Here is a 17,313-nt window from a genome sequence, read left to right as displayed (position 1 = left end):
ATGACCGTCCAGTTGCGCTTCGCCGCGCGATCCGACGTCGGCCTGGTCCGTTCGATCAACCAGGACTCGGGCTACGCCGGGCCGCACCTGCTCGTCCTCGCCGACGGCATGGGCGGACCAGCGGGCGGCGACATCGCGTCGTCGGTGGCGGTCGCCCATCTCGCGGAGCTCGACGACGCGCACGGCGCCGACGACCTGCTGGACCTCCTGCGCCACGCGGTGGCCGACGCCCATTCCGAGCTCATGGCCCGCTCCGAGGCGGACCCCGAGCTGGCCGGCCTCGGCACCACCTGCATCGCCATCCTGCGGTCGGGCAACAAGCTCGCCATGGTGCACATCGGGGACTCGCGTGCCTACCTGCTGCGTGACGGTGCGCTGACCCAGGTCACCGAGGACCACACGTTCGTGCAGTACCTCGTCTCCACCGGCCGGCTCACGCTCGAGCAGGCGGAGCGCCACCCGCAGCGCAACGTCATCCTGCGTGCGCTGGGGGACAACGAGGGCGACGTCGAGCTCGACGAGTCTCTGCGCGAGGCCGTGCCCGGCGACCGCTGGCTGCTCACGTCGGACGGGCTGTTCGGCTTCGTCTCGCACGAGACGATCGAGGAGACGCTCACCACCGTCGAGGACCCCGCGGCGTGCGCCGAGGCGCTCATCGAGCTCTCGCTGCGGGCCGGTGCACCGGACAACGTCACCTGCGTGGTGGCCGACGTCGTGGACGAGGACACACCCGCCGGCGACACGACGCCGCAGGTCGTCGGCGCGGCCGCCACGGACCGGGCACGCGCCACCCGCGGCGGGGACAGCGCCGCGGCACGCGCGGCGGCGCTCACCGCCTCGCCCGCCACCGCTGCCGAGGAGGACGACGTCCCGCACGAGCCCTCGCGCGCCCGCCGGTGGATCGGGCGCCTGGTCGCGACGATCCTCGTCCTCGGCGCGTTGGCGGGCATCACCTACGGCGGCTGGTCATGGACGCAGACGCAGTTCTTCGTCGCGCCGAACGGCGGATACGTCGCCATCTACCGCGGCATTCCGCAGGAGCTCGGGCCCATCCGCCTCGCCAGTCTCCACGAACGGACCGACCTGCGGATCGACGACCTCACCCCGGTGGCTCAGGATCGGCTGCAGAGCGCGATCACCCGGCCCTCGCTCGCCGCGGCGGAGGATGTCGTGGACACCCTCCGACAGTCCGTCGTCGAGCCAGAACCTGAACCGACGCCGACCCCGAGCACGACGGAGCCCGGCACCGAGGACCCGGACGGCGACCGGACGCCGGAGGAGCCCACCACCGGGCCGACCAGTCGCCGGACCAGCGAGACGACGGAGCCGAGCTGATGGCCGTCGTCAGCCAGGAACGTCCGCGCACCGGCCGGGCGGCGGAGCTGGGCCTCCTCGTCATCGCGCTGGCCATCGCGATCGGCGCCTACGTCCAGGTGTCGCTCGTCCTCACCGGCGAGCTCCCCGCCAACCTCGCGACGCGCGCCGGCGGCCTCGCCGCGCTCGCCGTCGTCGCTCACGTGCTGGTCCGCTGGAAGGCCACCTACGCCGACCCCGTGATCCTGCCGATCGCCGTGGCTCTCAACGGCATCGGGCTGACCATGATCTACCGGATCGACCTGGCCGCCGGCGAGGCCGGTGAGGCCGGCGACGCCGACCGGCAGCTGATGTGGACCGTTGTCGGCGTGGCCGCCGCCATGGCCACCCTGTGGCTGCTCAAGGACCACCGGATCCTGCGGCGCTACACCTACACGGCGATGCTGGCCGGCCTCGCACTCATCGCGCTGCCGCTCGTGCCCTTCCTCGGCGCGACCATCAACGGCGCGCGCATCTGGGTCTTCATCGGGCCGATGTCCTTCCAGCCGGGTGAGCTCGCGAAGATCGTCCTGGGTGTCTTCTTCGCGGGCTACCTCGTCAACGAGCGGGACACCCTGGCGCTCGCCGGCCCCAAGGTGCTCGGGCTCCAGCTGCCCCGGATCCGGGACCTGGGGCCGATCCTGCTCGCGTGGGCGGCCTCGATCGTCATCCTGGTCGGCGAGCGGGACCTCGGGACGTCACTGCTGTTCTTCGGCCTCTTCGTCGCCATGCTGTACGTCGCCACGGAGCGGCTGAGCTGGGTGCTGATCGGTCTGTCGCTGTTCGCCGGTGGGGCCGTGCTCGCCTCGCAGTTCTTCGGGCACGTCCAGGCCCGCCTCGACGCCTGGCTGACCCCGTTCGACCCGGCCGTCCTGGACCGCGACCCGGGTGGTTCGGGCCAGCTGGTGAGCGGCCTGTTCGGCCTCGCCTCGGGGGGTCTGACCGGCACCGGGTGGGGACAGGGCTACCCGACGACCGTGCCGTACGCGAACTCCGACTTCATCATCGCCGTCATCGGCGAGGAGCTCGGCCTCGTCGGGCTGCTCGCCGTCCTGATCCTCTACCTGATCCTGGCCGAGCGGGGCATGCGGGCCGCGATCGGGGTGCGGGACGGGTTCGGCAAGCTCTTCGCCTCCGGCATGGCGTTCGTCTTCGCGTTCCAGGTGTTCGTCGTGGTCGGGGGCATCACCCGCGTCATCCCCGTCACCGGCCTCACGGCACCGTTCCTCGCGCTCGGTGGCTCCTCGCTGGTCGCGAACTGGATCATCGTCGCGTTGCTCCTGCGGATCTCCGACTCCGCGCGCCGGCCCGCGCCTCCGGTCACGGACGGTGGCGAGGGCGGCGGTGGTGACGACGTCCCGGCGCCTCCTCGGCCGTCGGGCAACGACAACGAGACGGAGGTGGTCCGGCTGTGAACCCGCCCATCCGACGCCTCGCCACCGTCGTCGTCGTGATGTTTCTCGCGCTCATGATCGCGGCGACCTCGATCCAGTACTTCCAGGCCGGGACGCTGAACGCGCACAGTCGCAACGTCCGCACGATCTACCGCGAGTACGGGCGGGACCGCGGCCCGATCATCGTCCAGGGCGAGGCCGTCGCGTCCTCCACGCCCGTCGACGACAACTACGGGTACCAGCGGGTCTACCCCGAGGGCGAGCTGTACGCGCACGTCACCGGCTACTTCTCGACGGCGCACAACCGCATCACGGGCATCGAGCTCGCCGAGAACGACGTCCTCAACGGCACCTCCGACTCGCTCCTGCTGCAACGCATCCAGACGCTGGTCACCGGCCAGCAGCCACAGGGCGGCGCGGTGGAGCTCACCATCGACCCCGACGCCCAGCGCGTGGCCACCGAGGCGCTCGGCGGCCGCGAGGGCGCCGTCGTCGCGCTCGATCCGGGCACCGGGGCGATCCGCGCGCTCGTCTCGACGCCGAGCTTCGACCCGAACGGGCTCGCCAGCCACGTCCGGGAGGAGGCCGACGCGGCGTTCGAGGCCTACAACGCCGACGACGCGGGCTACCCGATGGTCAACCGCGCGATCGCAGGTGACCAGTACGCCCCGGGGTCGTCGTTCAAGGTGATCACGGCTGCTGCGGCGATGGAGGCGGAGGGCCTCGACCCGGGCAGCACCGTGCCCGGCCCGACCACGCTCGACCTGCCCCAGACCGACCATGTCGTGTACAACCCCAGCCGGCTCCCGTGCGGCGACGGGTCCGGCGAGGTCACGCTCGTCCAGGCGTTCCGGCAGTCGTGCAACACGACCTTCGGCCAGCTCGCGATGGACATGGGGGCGGAGCCCTTGCGCGAGCAGGCGGAGGCCTTCGGCTTCGGTGAGCCGCTCGACGTCCCGCAGCCGGTCACGCCCTCGAGGTTCCCGGAGGAGCTCACGGCGCCGGAGCTCGCGATGAGCGGCATCGGCGAGGCGAGCGTCCGGGTGACGCCGATGCAGATGGCGATGGTCGCCGCGGCGGTGGCGAACGACGGCGTCCAGATGCAGCCCTACCTGGTGGACCGGCAGCTCACCCCGGACCTCGAGGAGGTCTCCACCACGCAGCCGCGCACGCTGCGGGAGTCGGTCTCGCCCGGCACCGCGGACGCGCTCACCGAGATGATGCTCGAGGTGGTCGAGTCGGGGACCGGCACACCGGCCCAGATCCCGGGTGTCGACGTGGCCGGCAAGACGGGTACCGCCGAGAACGCCGAGGGTGTCGAGCCGCACTCGTGGTTCATCGGCTTCGCGGACGCGGACGATCCTGAGGTCGCCGTCGCCGTCCTGGTCGAGAATGGTGGCGACGGCGGCTCGACGGCGGGACCGATCGCCCGTGATGTCATGGAAGCGGTCCTGTCAGGGGGGTCAGGATGAGTGTGCACAGCACGGCCAGCGCCGCGCCACTGGCGCCGCGACCTCGGGCCGGCCTGGTCCTGGGGGCGCGGTACGAGCTGACGGACCGGATCGCCGTCGGCGGCATGGGTGAGGTCTGGCGCGCGCTGGACCGACGACTCGGCCGGACGGTCGCGGTCAAGGTGCTCCGCCCGGAGCTGGTCGGGGACGACCAGTTCCTTGCCCGGCTGCGGACCGAGGCCCGCAACACGGCCGGCCTGCAGCACCCGAACCTCGCGATGCTCTTCGACCACGGGGAGGGCGACGGCTCGGGCTACCTCGTCATGGAGCTGGTCTCCGGAGAGACGCTTGCCGCGCGACTCGCCCGCCAGGGCCGGCTGTCGGCCGCCGAGCTGGTGCCGATCCTGGTGCAGGCCTGCCACGGGCTGCACGCGGCGCACACCGCCGGCGTCGTCCACCGCGATGTCAAGCCCGCGAACGTCATGATCACCCCGGACGGGTCGGTCAAGCTCACCGACTTCGGGATCTCGCTGGCCGCGAACCAGCCGCCGATGACCTCGACGGGCATGGTGATGGGTACCGCCCAGTACCTGCCGCCGGAGCAGGCCACCGGCAAGCCGGCCACCGCCGCGGGTGACATCTACGCGCTGGGGGTGCTCGCCCACGAGTGCCTCGTCGGGGAGCGGCCGTTCACCGGATCCACGCAGGTCGATGTCGCCTTCGCGCACATCAACACCCCCGTTCCCCCGTTGCCGGCGTCGGTGCCTCCCGCCGTCGTCGGCGTCGTGCGGCGCATGCTCGCCAAGGACCCCTCGGACCGGCCGGCCTCGGCACGCGAGTGTGCCGCGGAGCTCGAGGCGGCACTCATGACGGCCGGGGCGACACCTCGAGAGGTCACCCCGCCCCGCGCGGCGCACGACGTGGTCCACCACCTGTCGCTGCCGCCGGAACACGCCCGCCGAGGATCCGCCCGGCACGCCCTCGGGTCCGTACCGCCGTCCACGACGACGCGATCGCGCAGGTCGAGGCCTACGCCGGCTCGGCGCGCAAGGTCCACCACGCCCGCTCGGGTCGCGACCGGCCGGGACGGGACCGGCCGGCGACTGCCGACCTGGCGCGAGATCTCCGAGGACCGGGTCTGGCTGGCCGCCATGGTGACGGTGGTCACCGTGCTGCTGGTGCTCCTGGCCCTCATCGCCGTCGGGATCGGTAACCTGGGCGGCGCCGACCGCACGGACGCCGCGCAACCGACGTCGGAGCGTTCTGTTCACATCACCGTAAGGACAAGTAGTGGCTGACGAGATTCCCCGCGTGCTCGGGGGGCGCTACGAGGTCGGTGAGCTCATCGGGCGCGGCGGCATGGCCGAGGTGCATATCGGCTACGACACCCGCCTCTCCCGCACCGTCGCGGTGAAGGTGCTGCGCTCCGACCTGGCGCGCGACGCGACCTTCCAAGCACGGTTCCGCCGTGAGGCACAGTCCTCGGCGGCGCTGAACCACCCGTCCATCGTGGCCGTCTACGACACCGGGGAGGAGGACGTCGCCGATCCGCACGGCAACACCGTCGCGGTGCCCTACATCGTCATGGAGTACGTCGAGGGCCACACGGTGCGCAACCTGCTGGCGGGCGGTGACCCGGTGCCGATCGACGAGGCGGTCGAGATCGTCGTCGGGGTGCTCTCGGCGCTGGAGTACTCCCACCGCGAGGGCATCGTGCACCGGGACATCAAGCCCGGGAACATCATGCTCAGCCCGACCGGCCAGGTGAAGGTCATGGACTTCGGCATCGCCAGGGCGATGGCCGACTCCGCCGCCACGATGACCCAGACACACGCCGTGGTCGGCACCGCCCAGTACCTCTCTCCCGAGCAGGCCCGCGGGGAGGTGGTCGACGCCCGCTCCGACCTGTACTCGACCGGCTGCCTGCTGTACGAGCTGCTGACCGGTCAGCCGCCGTTCACCGGCGACTCGGCGGTCGCGGTCGCCTACCAGCACGTGCGAGAGACGCCGAAGACACCCTCGTCCGTCACCCCGGACATCCCCGAGGTGCTGGACCGGGTGGTCATGAAGTCCCTCGCGAAGGACCGTAACGACCGGTACGCCGATGCCGCCCACATGCGCAGCGACCTGCTGGCCGCCGTCCGCGGCGGCCGTGTGGAGGCCCCGGCCACGGCGGTGTGGGCGGCTGCGGCCGCGGCACCCGGCACTGCCACCGCGTCGCCGGCCACCCGGACCATGACGGCGACACCGCCCTCGGGCGTCCCGACGGAGTCGGAGAAGCAGTCGGAGGAGGAGAAGAAGTCCCGCTGGTGGATCTGGCTGCTCGCCCTGCTCGGTGTCGCTGCCGCAGCCGGTCTGGCCTGGTTCCTGCTGAACCAGGAGGAGGAGCCTCCGCCGCCGGCGACGGTCCAGGTCCCGAACATGGAGGGGATGGACCAGGTCGACGCGCGCCAGGAGCTGGAGGCTGTCGGTCTGCAGGCCGCGATCCAGGATCCGCAGCCGTCCGACGAGGTCGAGGAGGGGCTCTTCCTGTCCTCCAACCCGGCGGTCGGTGAGTCGGCACGCGAGGGCAGCACCGTCCAGCTCGTCTTCTCCTCGGGCCCGGAGGACGTCGCAGTCCCGGACGTCGTCGGGCTGAGCCAGGAGGATGCGCGCACCGAGATCGAGAGTGCCGGCCTGAGCGTCGGCAACGTCGAGCTCGGGGAGGCACCCGACCTCGAGCCGGGCACCGTCATGGAGTCCTCGCCGGAGGCCGGCGCCTCGGTCGCGCCGGAGAGCGAGATCGACCTCGTCATCGTCGGCGCCTACGTGCAGCTGCCTGACCTCACCGGGTACACCGAGGAGGACGCGATCGCCGAGCTGGAGAGCCTGGACCTGAACTACGGGACCGAGGAGCTCGAGACGACGGACGCCGAACCGGGCACCGTCGTCGACCAGTCGCACCCCGCCGGCATCGTGACGCGCGGCGAGACGGTCACGCTGACGATCGCCGTGGCGCCGCCGGAGACCGAGGAGCCCACCGAGACCCCGACCGAGACCGAGACCCCCACCGACGACACCGAGACCCCGACCGACGAGCCGGGCACGGGGAACGGCGGCGGCAACGGCGGTAACGGGACCGGGAACGAGAACGGCAACGGGAACGGGAACGGCCAGGGTTGACCGGCGGTCGGTCAGCGGCGCACGAGCGGCGCGAGGCCTTCGGCCCGCTCGACGGCGGCCTCGTCACCGGTCACCGCTAGCCAGTTGGCCAGCAAGCGATGACCGCCCTGGGTGAGCACGGCCTCCGGGTGGAACTGCACGCCGTGCAGCGGCAGCGTCCGGTGCTGCAGGCCCATCACGGTGCCGGCAGCCGTCTCGGCCGTGATCTCGAGCTCGTCGGGAACGGTGTCCCGTACGACGGCGAGCGAGTGGTACCGCGTCGCGGTGAACGGGGACGCCAGCCCGGCGAAGACCCCGTCGCCGTGGTGGACCACCTCGGAGGTCTTGCCGTGCATGAGCTCCGGGGCGTGGGTAACGACGCCGCCGAACACCTCGCCGAGCGCTTGGTGACCGAGGCAGACGCCGAGCATCGGGACCCCGTGCTCGGCGCACGCCTCGATCAGCGTCATCGAGCCGCCAGCGCCTGCCGGGGTGCCCGGACCGGGCGAGATCAGTACTCCCTCCACGTCGTCGAGCCCCGTCGGGATCGCGTCGTTGCGCACGACCGTGGTCGTCGCGCCGAGCTGCTCGAGGTATCCGACGATCGTGTAGACGAAGCTGTCGTAGTTGTCGACCACGAGGATCCGGGTCATCAGGTGCTCCCGTTTAGCTGAGTCCTCCGTCCCCTGGCCCCTCCGGGGGCGGACGGTCCGGCCATTCTCCCATCCTCGCGGCGGGCGGGTGTGCCTCAGCCGGTGGTCCGCAGCACCTTCGCGTGCTGCAGCGCCAGCGGGCCGGAGTAGGCCGGCAGCTGCAGGTCCGAGTGCTCGGTCACCGACCATCCCAGGCCGGCGGCCTCGACGTACTGGAGATAGACCTGGACTCCTGGTGCCGCGTCGAGGCTCCTCAACAGGGGGTCCACGGCACCGACGGCGCGGATCTCGTACGGCGGTGAGTAGGTCCGCCCGGCGATGTGAAGCACGTTGCCGACGCACCGCACCCCGGTGGTGGAGACCACCCGGTGGCCCTGGACCGTCATCGCCTCGGCCCCGCCGGCCCACAGCGCGTTCATCACCGCCTCGAGGTCCTGCTGGTGGACCACGAGGGCGTCGGCCGCGAACTGCTCGGGAGCGTCCTCGGGCAGCGGGGGCGCGTCCCACAGCTGTACCTCGAGACCGGGACCACGCACCGCCTCCAGGCCGACAGCCGCCGCGGAGACGTCGCCCGTGGGGCCGTGGACGGTGCCGCCGCCCGCGTCCGCGTAGTCGGAGACCTGCTCCCGTAGTGCTGCGTTCTCCGCCTCCAGCTCGACGAGTCGTTCCGTCTCGGCGCGAGCAAGGTCCTCGAGGTCCTGCGGCTGGCGCGCCCCCTCACCGGCGAACAGCGATGCGTTCGTCGCGAACAGCAGCCCGGCGAGCAGGCCGACCACCCCGGTCCCGAGCGAGACACGTCGTCGGCCGGTGCGTGTCCCCGCCGATCGGGACGTCGTCGGGCTCACGTGTCTCCTCCGGTACTCGTGCCCGCGGCCTGGGCACCGGGCGTGCGAGACTACGCTAGGTCACCTGCCCGCCGCCGACCAGGTCAACGTGCGCGCCGGCAGACGACACCTACGAGGAGAGGCTGGATGCCCGAGTCCAAGAAGCGCAAGAAGGACCCGGACGACGCTCCGAAGGCGCGCCCGTCGGCGACGAAGGCAGCGCGGGAGAGGACGTCCAAGAAGTCCTCCCGGCGCAACCGCACCGCGACGTCCGCACCCGGCACGAGTCCCCGCTGGTGGGCACCGACCATGGTCACCCTCATGATCATCGGCCTCGTCTGCGTGGTGATGACCTACCTGATGAAGGGCGAGCTGCCTGTCCCCGGCCTCGGCAACTGGAACCTCGCGATCGGCTTCGGGGTCATGCTGTGCGGGTTCTTCATGACGTTGCGGTGGCGCTGAGCCCACGCAGGCCGCTCCCGTCGCTCGCTCGAGACCCGCTCACCCTCCCGTGCGCTCTCCACACCGTGCACAGCGCCGGGCAGGCGCTCTCACCAGGGTGGCGGTGACGTCGCCACGCGGCCCGAGCTTGCCTAGCGTGAGGCGCTGACCTGCGGCAACGCTGTGTGGGCAGCGATCACCGGACCGAATCACAACGCTGTAGTTCTCCACATCGTTCTCCACAGCTGTGGAGGAACGTCACCGCGTCCTTTCCACAGGTGTGTACACACCCGTGGAAAGTTACATGGCTGTGACCAGCGAGCCTGTGCTCACACCGCCATGTAGCGGGTGACCACGAGCACGACGAGCAAGGTGGCCATGACGACTGTCGCCGCGACGGCGAGGGCGGTGCGCCGCTCGCGGGGTGCGTAGGCGTACGTGAGCGCGAGGAGTCCGCCCACGACGACGCCGCCGAGGTGCGACTGCCAGGAGATCCCCGACACGAGGAACCCGATCGCGAAGTTCAGCCCGAGCAGCACGAGGATCTGGGTCGCGTCCCGACCGAACCGGCGCAGCACGATGAAGACGGCGGCGAACAGGCCGAACACGGCACCGGACGCACCGACCACATGCTGACCCCATCCCAGCCCGTCGGGGCTGGCGAGCAGCAGCACCGCCGTGGAGCCACCGAGAGCGGACAGCACGTAGAGGGCCACGAAGCGCCACCTGCCGAGAGCCGGCTCGAGCGTGCTGCCGACGATCCACAGCGCGTACATGTTGAGCGCGAGGTGCAGCGTCCCGCCGTGCAGGAAGGCCGCCGTGAGGAACCGCCACGGTTCCACCTCGCCGAGCGCGGGCATGAACGCGAAGCTCTGCGTGATCGCCAGGCCGGGCACCCGCTGGGCGAGGTACACCAGCACGCACACGGCGATGATGGAGATCGTGATCACCGGCCGGCCAGGCCGGTGCCGGCCCCCGAGCATCGTCCGGGTGGGTCGGGTCCACGCCTGGGCCTGCTGGACGCAGTCGACGCACTGCACCCCCACCGCGGCCGGCCGCTGGCACTCCGGGCACACCGGGCGTTGGCACCGCTGGCACCGCACGTAGGAGATGCGGTCGGGATGACGGGGACAGGTCGGGGCCTGAGGGACGGGCCCCTGCCCGTATTGGTAGGTCATGGTCGAGCGGACGGTTGCGTCACGGGGTGACCGTGACCGAGGTGATCGACACCTCGTCGAGCGGCCGGTCGTTGCGGTCGGTCGGCGTCGTACCGATCGTGTCGACGACGGCCCGCGACGCAGCGTCCGTCACCTTGCCGAAGATCGTGTGCTTGCCCTGCAGCCAGGTGGTCGGGCCGGTCGTGATGAAGAACTGCGAGCCGTTGGTGCCGTGACCACCGCGCTTGCCGGCGTTCGCCATGGCCAGCACGTACGGCTCGGTGAAGTTCAGCTCGGGGTGGATCTCGTCGTCGAACTCGTAGCCGGGGCCGCCGGTGCCGTTCCCGAGCGGGTCGCCACCCTGGATCATGAAGTTCGGGATGACCCGGTGGAAGATGACCCCGTCATAGAGCGGACGGTCGGTCTGCTCACCCGTCTCCGGGTCGGTCCAGGTCCGGCTCCCGGTGGCGAGCTCGGTGAAGTTCGCCACCGTCTTCGGTGCGTGGTTCGGGTACAGCTCGACGGTGATGTCGCCGGCGGTCGTGTGCAGCGTGGCTTCCATGTCCACGATCCTCGCACGAGGCGCGGGACGGTGCGTCACCCGTGCCGGGTGCTGCTCCGGGCCCGCCCTCGGGAGGGTCCGTCGACGCACCGAGTTGGCCGTCGCACATGTATCTGGGCGCCAAACCGTGCAAGATGGGTGCGTGTAGCGTCTGGCGGCACCACCACCAGTGGCTGCCGGAATGTCTTCGAGACGACCAGGGAGAGCAGATGTCGCGCAAGCGCAAGATCATCGAGTCGGAGAAGGTGCGCAAGCAGGCGGCCGAGCTCGGGGCGATCGCGCAGGAACAGGCAGCTGTCGCCGCGAAGCAGGCGGCCGGGCTCGCCGAGCAGGGCAAGGAATGGGCGGGTCCCCGCGTCGAGGCGGCCTACGACTGGGCCGCTCCACGCGTCGAGGCCGCGTACGACTGGGCCGCTCCCCGGGTCGACAAGGCATGGAAGAAGACGGTCTCCGTCACCGCGCCGCGGATCGAGGAGGCCACCGAGCGGGTCCGCCCGGCGGTCGACGACGCGTATGAGCGGATCGTCGACGACTACCTGCCCCGTGTCCAGAAGGCGATGCAGGACGCCGCCAAGGCAGCCGCTGGCACCGACGGTCTGAGCGCCAAGGCCGAGAAGGCCGGTGCCGCTGCCAAGAGCGCGCTGAGCAAGCCGCCCAAGAAGGGGCACGGCGTCGCGAAGGCGTTCGGGTGGGTCGTGGTCGGCACGGTCGCGGCCGGCGCCGGGTACCTGCTGTGGCGCCGCAGCCAGCCGGTGGACGACCCGTGGGCCGAGGAGTACTGGAACGACTCGACGGCGCCCGCTCCCGCCGCGAAGCCCTCCGCCACGGAGAAGCTCACCGCCGCCGCCACCGCGGCGAAGGAGAAGACCACCGAGGTGGCCGGCAAGGTCACCGAGACCGCGAAGGCGAAGGCCGGCGAGGTCAAGGAGAAGGTCGCCGAGGGCGCCGCGGACGCGACGGCGAAGGCGGCCGACGCCACGAGCAGTGCTGCCTCCACCGTCTCCGAGAAGGCCGACGAGGCCAAGGACGAGGCCAACAAGCGTGCTCCGGGCGCCACGCCGGAGACCGGCGGGAGCACGACCTCCAGCTGACCACGTCACCACGAAGGGCCCGGCACCTGCCGGGCCCTTCGTCGTGCCGGTCTGTCGTGCGGCACTAGCTGGGCACGGCGGTGCCGAGCACGTGCGGGAGGCGCGGGAATCCAGGGTCCGGGAACCGGAATCGCTCCATCCGGGTCACCGTGAAGCCCGCAGCCTCGATGGCGCCGACGGTGTCCCGGCCCGTATGGCAACCGCCGGCGATGTGCGGCCAGACTGTGCGGTCGGCGAGGTCCTGCCACCGGACGGTCCGCGGGTCGGTGCCCCGGACGTGCTCGAAGAAGCGTAGCTGGCCGCCGGCCCGTACCACCCGGCGGGCCTCGGTCAGCGCCGCGACCTGGTCCCGTACCGAGCACAGGACGAGCGAGCAGACGACGGCGTCCACCGCCCCGTCGTCGATGGGCAGGCGTTCGGCGACACCGTCCACGACGTCGACCGCCACCGCGGCTCGGGCGCCCGCCTCGCGCAGGCTGCGGCGCAGCCGCGGTTCGGGCTCGAGCGCGCGCACGACGGCAGTGACGGCCGGCGGGTAGTGGGGGAGGTTTCCGCCGTCGCCGGCGCCCACCTCGAGGACCGTCCCGGACAGTCCCTCCAGCAGCCGGTGCCGCAGCTCGTGACCGCCCGCCCGGTCCAGGGCACGGCTCAGCCGCGGATACATGCGTGCGAAGACGGGTCGGTGGACCGTGGGATCGTTCACCGCTCCAGTGTCCTCGCTACGGTTAGCGCGTGACGATCGCCCAGTGGTTGCGCGCCCTGCCCGTGGCCGGCGAGGACCTTCCCGACGTCGACCTGGACCGGCTGCCCGAGGATCCGATCACCCTGGTCGTGGACAGTATCCGGCACGCCGTCGACGCCGGTGTCCCGGCACCGCACGCGATGACGCTCGCCACCGCCGACCCCGCCGGGTTGGTCAGCGCACGTGCGCTGATCCTCAAGGACGCCACGGGCGACCGGCTCGCCTTCGCCACCCGCCGTGACTCCTTCAAGGCCGCCCAGCTGGCCGCCAACCCACGAGCGGCGGTCGTGTTCCTGTGGCCGGCCGTCGGGGACCAGCTCCGCGCGTACGGCCCGGTGATCGACCTCGGCGACGAGGCGTCGGCAGCGGACTTCCTGGCGCGAAACCCGTACTCGCGGGCCAGCTGCGTCACCGGCCACCAGGGCGAGGAGCTTCCGGACCGGGACGTCCACGCGGCGGCCTTCACCGCGGCACTGGAGAAGGTGACCGCGGATCCGGACTACGTGGACCCAGACTGGCGGGCGATGGCCCTCGTCCCCGACGCCGTCGAGTGGTGGCACACCTCGCGCGCGGGTCAGGTGCGCGTGGTCTACGAGCGGGCCGGTGAGGACGCCGCGCGCGTGCGATGGCGCAGGTTCCTGCGCTGGCCCTGAGTGATGGGCCCTGAGCTGGTGGAGCCAACGGGACTCGAACCCGTAACCCCCTGCTTGCAAAGCAGGTGCGCTACCAATTGCGCCATGGCCCCCGATGCGCCGCGACTCGGCACGGCGGAACGGATGTTACGCGATCAGCGCCGCGGCTCCTCGCCGAAGCTGTCGGTGACCTCCGCCCACAGATCGCGCTCCTCGCGGTCCTGGCGGACCTTGAGCCACGCGAGGTAGCCGGCGACGGCGGCGGTTGCCAGCAGCAGTGCCTTCTTCACAGCGTCTCCTCGTCTCCCGGTCCGAAGGAGCGTGACGGGGTGGGCCTAGCTGGACTCGAACCAGCGACCTCTTCCTTATCAGGGAAGCGCTCTAACCGACTGAGCTATAGGCCCGGACAGCCGGTGGAACTGCGGGTTCCTCCGGGTGTGTGCGCTGGGCGCCGAGCAAGACTATCCCACCCGGAGACGGCGTCCCAAACGTGAATGGCCCGCGGGTGACGAGTCTCACGAGCCGCCGGCATCTGCGGCGTGCTGCGCCCCTCAGTCGTCGGTCAGGGTGAGGTGCAGTCCACCGACGAGCGCGGCCGTGATGTTGTACAGGAACGCCATGATGGTGCCCATCGCGGTCAGCAGCAGCACGTCGAACACCGCCACGATCGTGGCGAAGGACATCACCCGGTCGAAGGCCACGTAGTCCAGCAGCTCGAGGAACTCCGGGGAGCCGATGGAGATCAATAGCTCCTCGACGGAGGCGAAGACGTGCATCCTGTCCAGGACGAACCACGCCAGCGCGGCCGCGACGACGATCATGATGCCGATCGCCACCGAGAGCAGGAACGACAGCTTCATGACGGACCAGGGGTCGATGCGGGAGACCGACAGTCGGACGCGTCGTGGGCCCACGACCGGCGTGGGTCCGGCGGCCTCGCCGGGTCCTGCCGGGGCGGCCTCGTGCACGGCGGTGTCCCGCGGGGGCTGTGCCGGGCCGCCGATCCGGTCCTCCAGCCCCTGGCGGAGGGTCTGCGTGCGCGAGTCGTCGCCGGGAGGGGGCGGCGGCGCGCTCGCGCCGTCAGGAGTCGTGCTACTCATCGATGTTCTCCGTCTCCTCGGCGTCTGCGCTGCCGGTGTCGGTCACCGACGCTACCCCGTCGGCCGCGTCCGGCGAGGTTCCTGACGCGGCGGTGTTCGCCGTCGGGTCGTCGGGCGAGGCGGGGACGCCGACCTCGGCGTCGACCTGCCGTTCGACGTTCCGGGCCACGGCGATGATGCGGTCACCCTTGTCGGGTCGGGCGAAGGTGACGCCCTGGGTGTTCCGGCCGGTGAGGTTCACCTCGCTGACCGAGGATCGCACCACCTTGCCGCTGCCCATGATGACGAGGACCTCGTCGTCGTCGCCCACGATGAGGGTGCCGACGAGGTCGCCGCGTTCCTGGACGAGGTTCGCAACCTTGATGCCCAGGCCACCGCGGCCCTGGACGCGGTACTCGGAGACCGTGGTGCGCTTGGCGAACCCGCCCTCGGTGACCACGAACACCTGCGAGTCGTCCCGGACCACGTCCATGCCCAGGAGCTCGTCACCGTCGCGGAACTTCATGCCGGTGACGCCGGAGGTTGCGCGACCCATCGGCCGCAGCGCCTCGTCCGTGGCGGTGAACCGCAACGACTGGCCCTTGCGGGAAACGAGCAGCAGGTCGTCGTCGGAGTTGATCAGGCGCGCGGCGATCACCCGGTCGGGGTTGCCCTCGGCGTCCTCGCGCAGGTTGATGCCGATGACCCCTCCGGTGCGGTTGGAGTCGTACTCCCGTAGCCGGGTCTTCTTCACCAGACCGCGCTGAGTGGCCAGGACGAGGTACTCGGCCTGGTCGTAGTCGCGCAGCGGGACGACCTCGGCGATGGTCTCCCCTGGCTGGAAGGCGAGCAGGTTCGCGACGTGCTGCCCCTTGGCGTCGCGCCCGCCCTCGGGCAGCTCGTACGCCTTGGCCCGGTAGACGCGGCCGAGGTTGGTGAAGAACAGCAGCCAGTGGTGCGTGGTCGTGACGCCGAAGTGGTCCACGACGTCGTCCTCACGCAGCTGCGCACCGCGCACCCCCTTGCCACCGCGCCGCTGGGACCGGTAGTTGTCCACGCGGGTCCGCTTGGCGTAGCCACCTCGGGTGATCGTGACGACCACGTCCTCCTCGGGGATGAGGTCCTCGATGCTCATCTCACCGTCGAACGGCAGGATGTGGGTGCGCCGCTCGTCGCCGTACTTCTCCACGATGGCGGCGAGCTCCTCGCCCACGATGGCGCGCTGGCGCGCCGGGGTGGCGATGATGTCCTTGTAGTCCTCGATCTCGGCGGCCAGGGCCTCGTGCTCGTCGACGATCTTCTGCCGCTCCAGGGCCGCCAGGCGGCGAAGCTGCATGGCAAGGATCGCGTCGGCCTGGATCTCGTCGATGTCGAGCAGCTCGATGAGCCCGGTGCGCGCCTCGTCGACGGTGGGTGACCGGCGGATGAGCGCGATGACCTCGTCGAGGGCGTCGAGCGCCTTGAGGTAGCCGCGCAGGATGTGCATCCGCTCCTCGGCCTTGCGGAGCAGGTACTCGGTGCGGCGAGCGATGACCTCCAGCTGGTGGTGGACCCAGTGCCGGACGAACCCGTCGAGGCTGAGGGTGCGCGGCACGCCGTCAACCAGCGCGAGCATGTTGGCCGGGAAGTTGTCCTGGAGCTGGGTGTGCTTGTACAGGTTGTTCAGCACGACCTTGGCGACCGCGTCCCGCTTGAGCACGATGACCAGACGCTGGCCGTTGCGGCCGGAGGACTCGTCCCGGATGTCGGCGACCCCGGCCAGCCGGCCGTCGCGGACGCCGTCGACGATCTTCTCGGCCAGGCGGTCCGGATTCACCTGGTACGGGAGCTCGGAGACGACCAGGCACTGCCGGCCCTCGATCTCCTCGACCTCGACCACCGCACGCTGGGTGATCGACCCCCGGCCCGTGCGGTACATCTCCTCGATGCCCCGCGTGCCGAGCACCGTGGCGCCCGTCGGGAAGTCCGGCCCCTTGATCCGCAGCATGAGCTCGCCGAGCAGCTCCTCCTTGGAGGCCTCGGGGTGCTCGAGGAACCACTTCACTCCCTCGGCGACCTCGCGGAGGTTGTGCGGCGGGATTCGGGTCGCCATGCCGACGGCGATGCCTTCCGACCCGTTGACCAGGAGGTTCGGGAAACGGGCCGGCAGGACCGCCGGCTCCTGGGTGTGGCCGTCGTAGTTGTCCTGGAAGTCGACGGTCTCCTTGTCGATGTCCCGGACCATCTCCATGGCCAGCGGCGCCATCTTGCACTCGGTGTACCGCGGGGCGGCGGGACCGAGGTTGCCCGGCGAACCGAAGTTCCCCTGGCCGGACACCAGCGGGTGCCGCATGCTCCACGGCTGGACCAGGCGGGCGAGGGCGTCGTAGATCGCCCCGTCGCCGTGCGGGTGGTAGTGCCCCATGACATCGCCGACGACACGGGAGCACTTGGAGAAGCTCGCCTCGGGCCGGTAGCCGCCGTCGTACATCGCGTACAGGACGCGGCGATGGACCGGCTTGAGGCCGTCCCGCACGTCGGGAAGGGCGCGCGCGACGATGACGGACATCGCGTAGTCCAGGTAGGACCGTTGCATCTCGACCTGGAGGTCGACCTGCTCGACCCGGTCCCGCACAGCGATCGGCTCGCTCGGGTTCTCCGGAGTGGTGTCCTCGGGTGGCTGCGTCACTGGTTTCTCTCAGCTCTCGATGTCTGTCGCGGACGACGTACGGCGTGTCGACATACCTGCGGTGCTCGCTGGCGCTCGCTCCTCATATGTCGTGCCTGACGTCGACATACCTGCGGTGCTCGCTG

16 protein-coding genes and 2 tRNA genes are annotated in these 17,313 nt (G+C 71.1%); 8 read left to right on the top strand and 10 right to left on the bottom strand.

The genetic code is table 11. The features are described 5' to 3' along the window. From ACFQQL_RS02365 to pknB, 5 genes are read left to right on the top strand one after another with little or no spacing between them, the layout of a single operon-like run. Entirely contained in the window at window positions 1–1,335 is a 1,335-nt protein-coding gene (locus tag ACFQQL_RS02365) for a PP2C family protein-serine/threonine phosphatase (RefSeq protein ID WP_382390865.1), read from the top strand. Beyond that, window positions 1,335–2,768, top strand: a complete 1,434-nt coding sequence (locus ACFQQL_RS02360; RefSeq protein WP_382390863.1) for an FtsW/RodA/SpoVE family cell cycle protein — start codon at window positions 1,335–1,337, stop codon at window positions 2,766–2,768. The genes ACFQQL_RS02365 and ACFQQL_RS02360 overlap by 1 nt, the downstream gene beginning before the upstream one ends. After that, the gene (locus ACFQQL_RS02355) at window positions 2,765–4,219 is read left to right on the top strand and encodes a peptidoglycan D,D-transpeptidase FtsI family protein (RefSeq protein WP_382390861.1); all 1,455 of its coding nucleotides are present in this window, start codon (window positions 2,765–2,767) and stop codon (window positions 4,217–4,219) included. Before ACFQQL_RS02360 ends, ACFQQL_RS02355 begins: the two co-directional genes overlap by 4 nt. Continuing rightward, the gene (locus ACFQQL_RS02350) at window positions 4,216–5,496 is read left to right on the top strand and encodes a serine/threonine-protein kinase (RefSeq protein WP_382390859.1); all 1,281 of its coding nucleotides are present in this window, start codon (window positions 4,216–4,218) and stop codon (window positions 5,494–5,496) included. The genes ACFQQL_RS02355 and ACFQQL_RS02350 overlap by 4 nt, the downstream gene beginning before the upstream one ends. Continuing rightward, window positions 5,489–7,360, top strand: a complete 1,872-nt coding sequence (gene pknB / locus ACFQQL_RS02345) for a Stk1 family PASTA domain-containing Ser/Thr kinase (RefSeq protein ID WP_382390857.1) — start codon at window positions 5,489–5,491, stop codon at window positions 7,358–7,360. Before ACFQQL_RS02350 ends, pknB begins: the two co-directional genes overlap by 8 nt. Before the next feature lie 11 nt (window positions 7,361–7,371). On the opposite strand, the gene ACFQQL_RS02340 is transcribed toward pknB, so the two are convergent. Both ACFQQL_RS02340 and ACFQQL_RS02335 read right to left on the bottom strand, forming a co-directional pair. Then, window positions 7,372–7,992: an anthranilate synthase component II gene (locus ACFQQL_RS02340; protein WP_382390855.1), complete on the bottom strand. Its 621-nt coding sequence runs from the start codon at window positions 7,990–7,992 to the stop codon at window positions 7,372–7,374. 95 nt (window positions 7,993–8,087) lie between these two features. Further along, a complete protein-coding gene (locus tag ACFQQL_RS02335) occupies window positions 8,088–8,837 on the bottom strand; it encodes a DUF881 domain-containing protein (RefSeq protein ID WP_382390853.1) in 750 nt (249 codons plus the stop codon). Window positions 8,838–8,963: 126 nt separating this feature from the next. On the opposite strand from ACFQQL_RS02335, the gene ACFQQL_RS02330 reads away from it, so the two are divergent. Further along, window positions 8,964–9,278 (top strand): cell division protein CrgA, encoded by a 315-nt coding sequence (locus ACFQQL_RS02330; protein WP_382390851.1) that lies wholly within the window; start codon window positions 8,964–8,966, stop codon window positions 9,276–9,278. A gap of 308 nt (window positions 9,279–9,586) precedes the next feature. Here ACFQQL_RS02330 and ACFQQL_RS02325 read toward each other — a convergent pair whose 3' ends face one another. Next, window positions 9,587–10,207, bottom strand: coding sequence for a rhomboid family intramembrane serine protease (locus ACFQQL_RS02325; RefSeq protein ID WP_382390849.1), 621 nt, complete (start codon window positions 10,205–10,207; stop codon window positions 9,587–9,589). 247 nt (window positions 10,208–10,454) lie between these two features. Continuing rightward, a complete protein-coding gene (locus ACFQQL_RS02320) occupies window positions 10,455–10,976 on the bottom strand; it encodes a peptidylprolyl isomerase (protein WP_382390847.1) in 522 nt (173 codons plus the stop codon). Between the two features lie 209 nt (window positions 10,977–11,185). On the opposite strand from ACFQQL_RS02320, the gene ACFQQL_RS02315 reads away from it, so the two are divergent. Continuing rightward, on the top strand, window positions 11,186–12,067 hold the full coding sequence (locus tag ACFQQL_RS02315; protein WP_382390845.1) for a hypothetical protein: 882 nt from the start codon (window positions 11,186–11,188) through the stop codon (window positions 12,065–12,067). Between the two features lie 64 nt (window positions 12,068–12,131). On the opposite strand, the gene ACFQQL_RS02310 is transcribed toward ACFQQL_RS02315, so the two are convergent. Further along, window positions 12,132–12,731: a class I SAM-dependent methyltransferase gene (locus tag ACFQQL_RS02310; protein ID WP_465254013.1), complete on the bottom strand. Its 600-nt coding sequence runs from the start codon at window positions 12,729–12,731 to the stop codon at window positions 12,132–12,134. A 68-nt stretch (window positions 12,732–12,799) separates the two neighbouring features. Between ACFQQL_RS02310 and ACFQQL_RS02305 the strand changes: the two genes are divergently transcribed. Continuing rightward, window positions 12,800–13,462, top strand: coding sequence for a pyridoxine/pyridoxamine 5'-phosphate oxidase (locus ACFQQL_RS02305; protein WP_382390842.1), 663 nt, complete (start codon window positions 12,800–12,802; stop codon window positions 13,460–13,462). 16 nt (window positions 13,463–13,478) lie between these two features. Here ACFQQL_RS02305 and ACFQQL_RS02300 read toward each other — a convergent pair. The 5 genes from ACFQQL_RS02300 to gyrA form a co-directional block, all read right to left on the bottom strand. Then, a tRNA-Ala gene (locus tag ACFQQL_RS02300) sits at window positions 13,479–13,554 on the bottom strand. A gap of 42 nt (window positions 13,555–13,596) precedes the next feature. Further along, on the bottom strand, window positions 13,597–13,731 hold the full coding sequence (locus ACFQQL_RS02295; RefSeq protein WP_382390840.1) for a DLW-39 family protein: 135 nt from the start codon (window positions 13,729–13,731) through the stop codon (window positions 13,597–13,599). Window positions 13,732–13,771: 40 nt separating this feature from the next. Then, a tRNA-Ile gene (locus tag ACFQQL_RS02290) sits at window positions 13,772–13,845 on the bottom strand. A 147-nt stretch (window positions 13,846–13,992) separates the two neighbouring features. Then, window positions 13,993–14,541 (bottom strand): DUF3566 domain-containing protein, encoded by a 549-nt coding sequence (locus ACFQQL_RS02285; RefSeq protein ID WP_382390838.1) that lies wholly within the window; start codon window positions 14,539–14,541, stop codon window positions 13,993–13,995. Continuing rightward, entirely contained in the window at window positions 14,534–17,140 is a 2,607-nt protein-coding gene (gene gyrA, locus ACFQQL_RS02280; protein WP_465254012.1) for a DNA gyrase subunit A, read from the bottom strand. The genes ACFQQL_RS02285 and gyrA overlap by 8 nt, the downstream gene beginning before the upstream one ends. Window positions 17,141–17,313 lie beyond the last annotated feature (173 nt).

It is taken from the genome of Georgenia alba (assembly GCF_042665525.1).
Classification (GTDB): Bacteria; Actinomycetota; Actinomycetes; order Actinomycetales; family Actinomycetaceae; genus Allobogoriella; species Allobogoriella alba.
The sequence above is the reverse complement of the archived record's forward strand: the minus strand, read 5'-3'. Positions and strand labels throughout refer to the sequence as shown.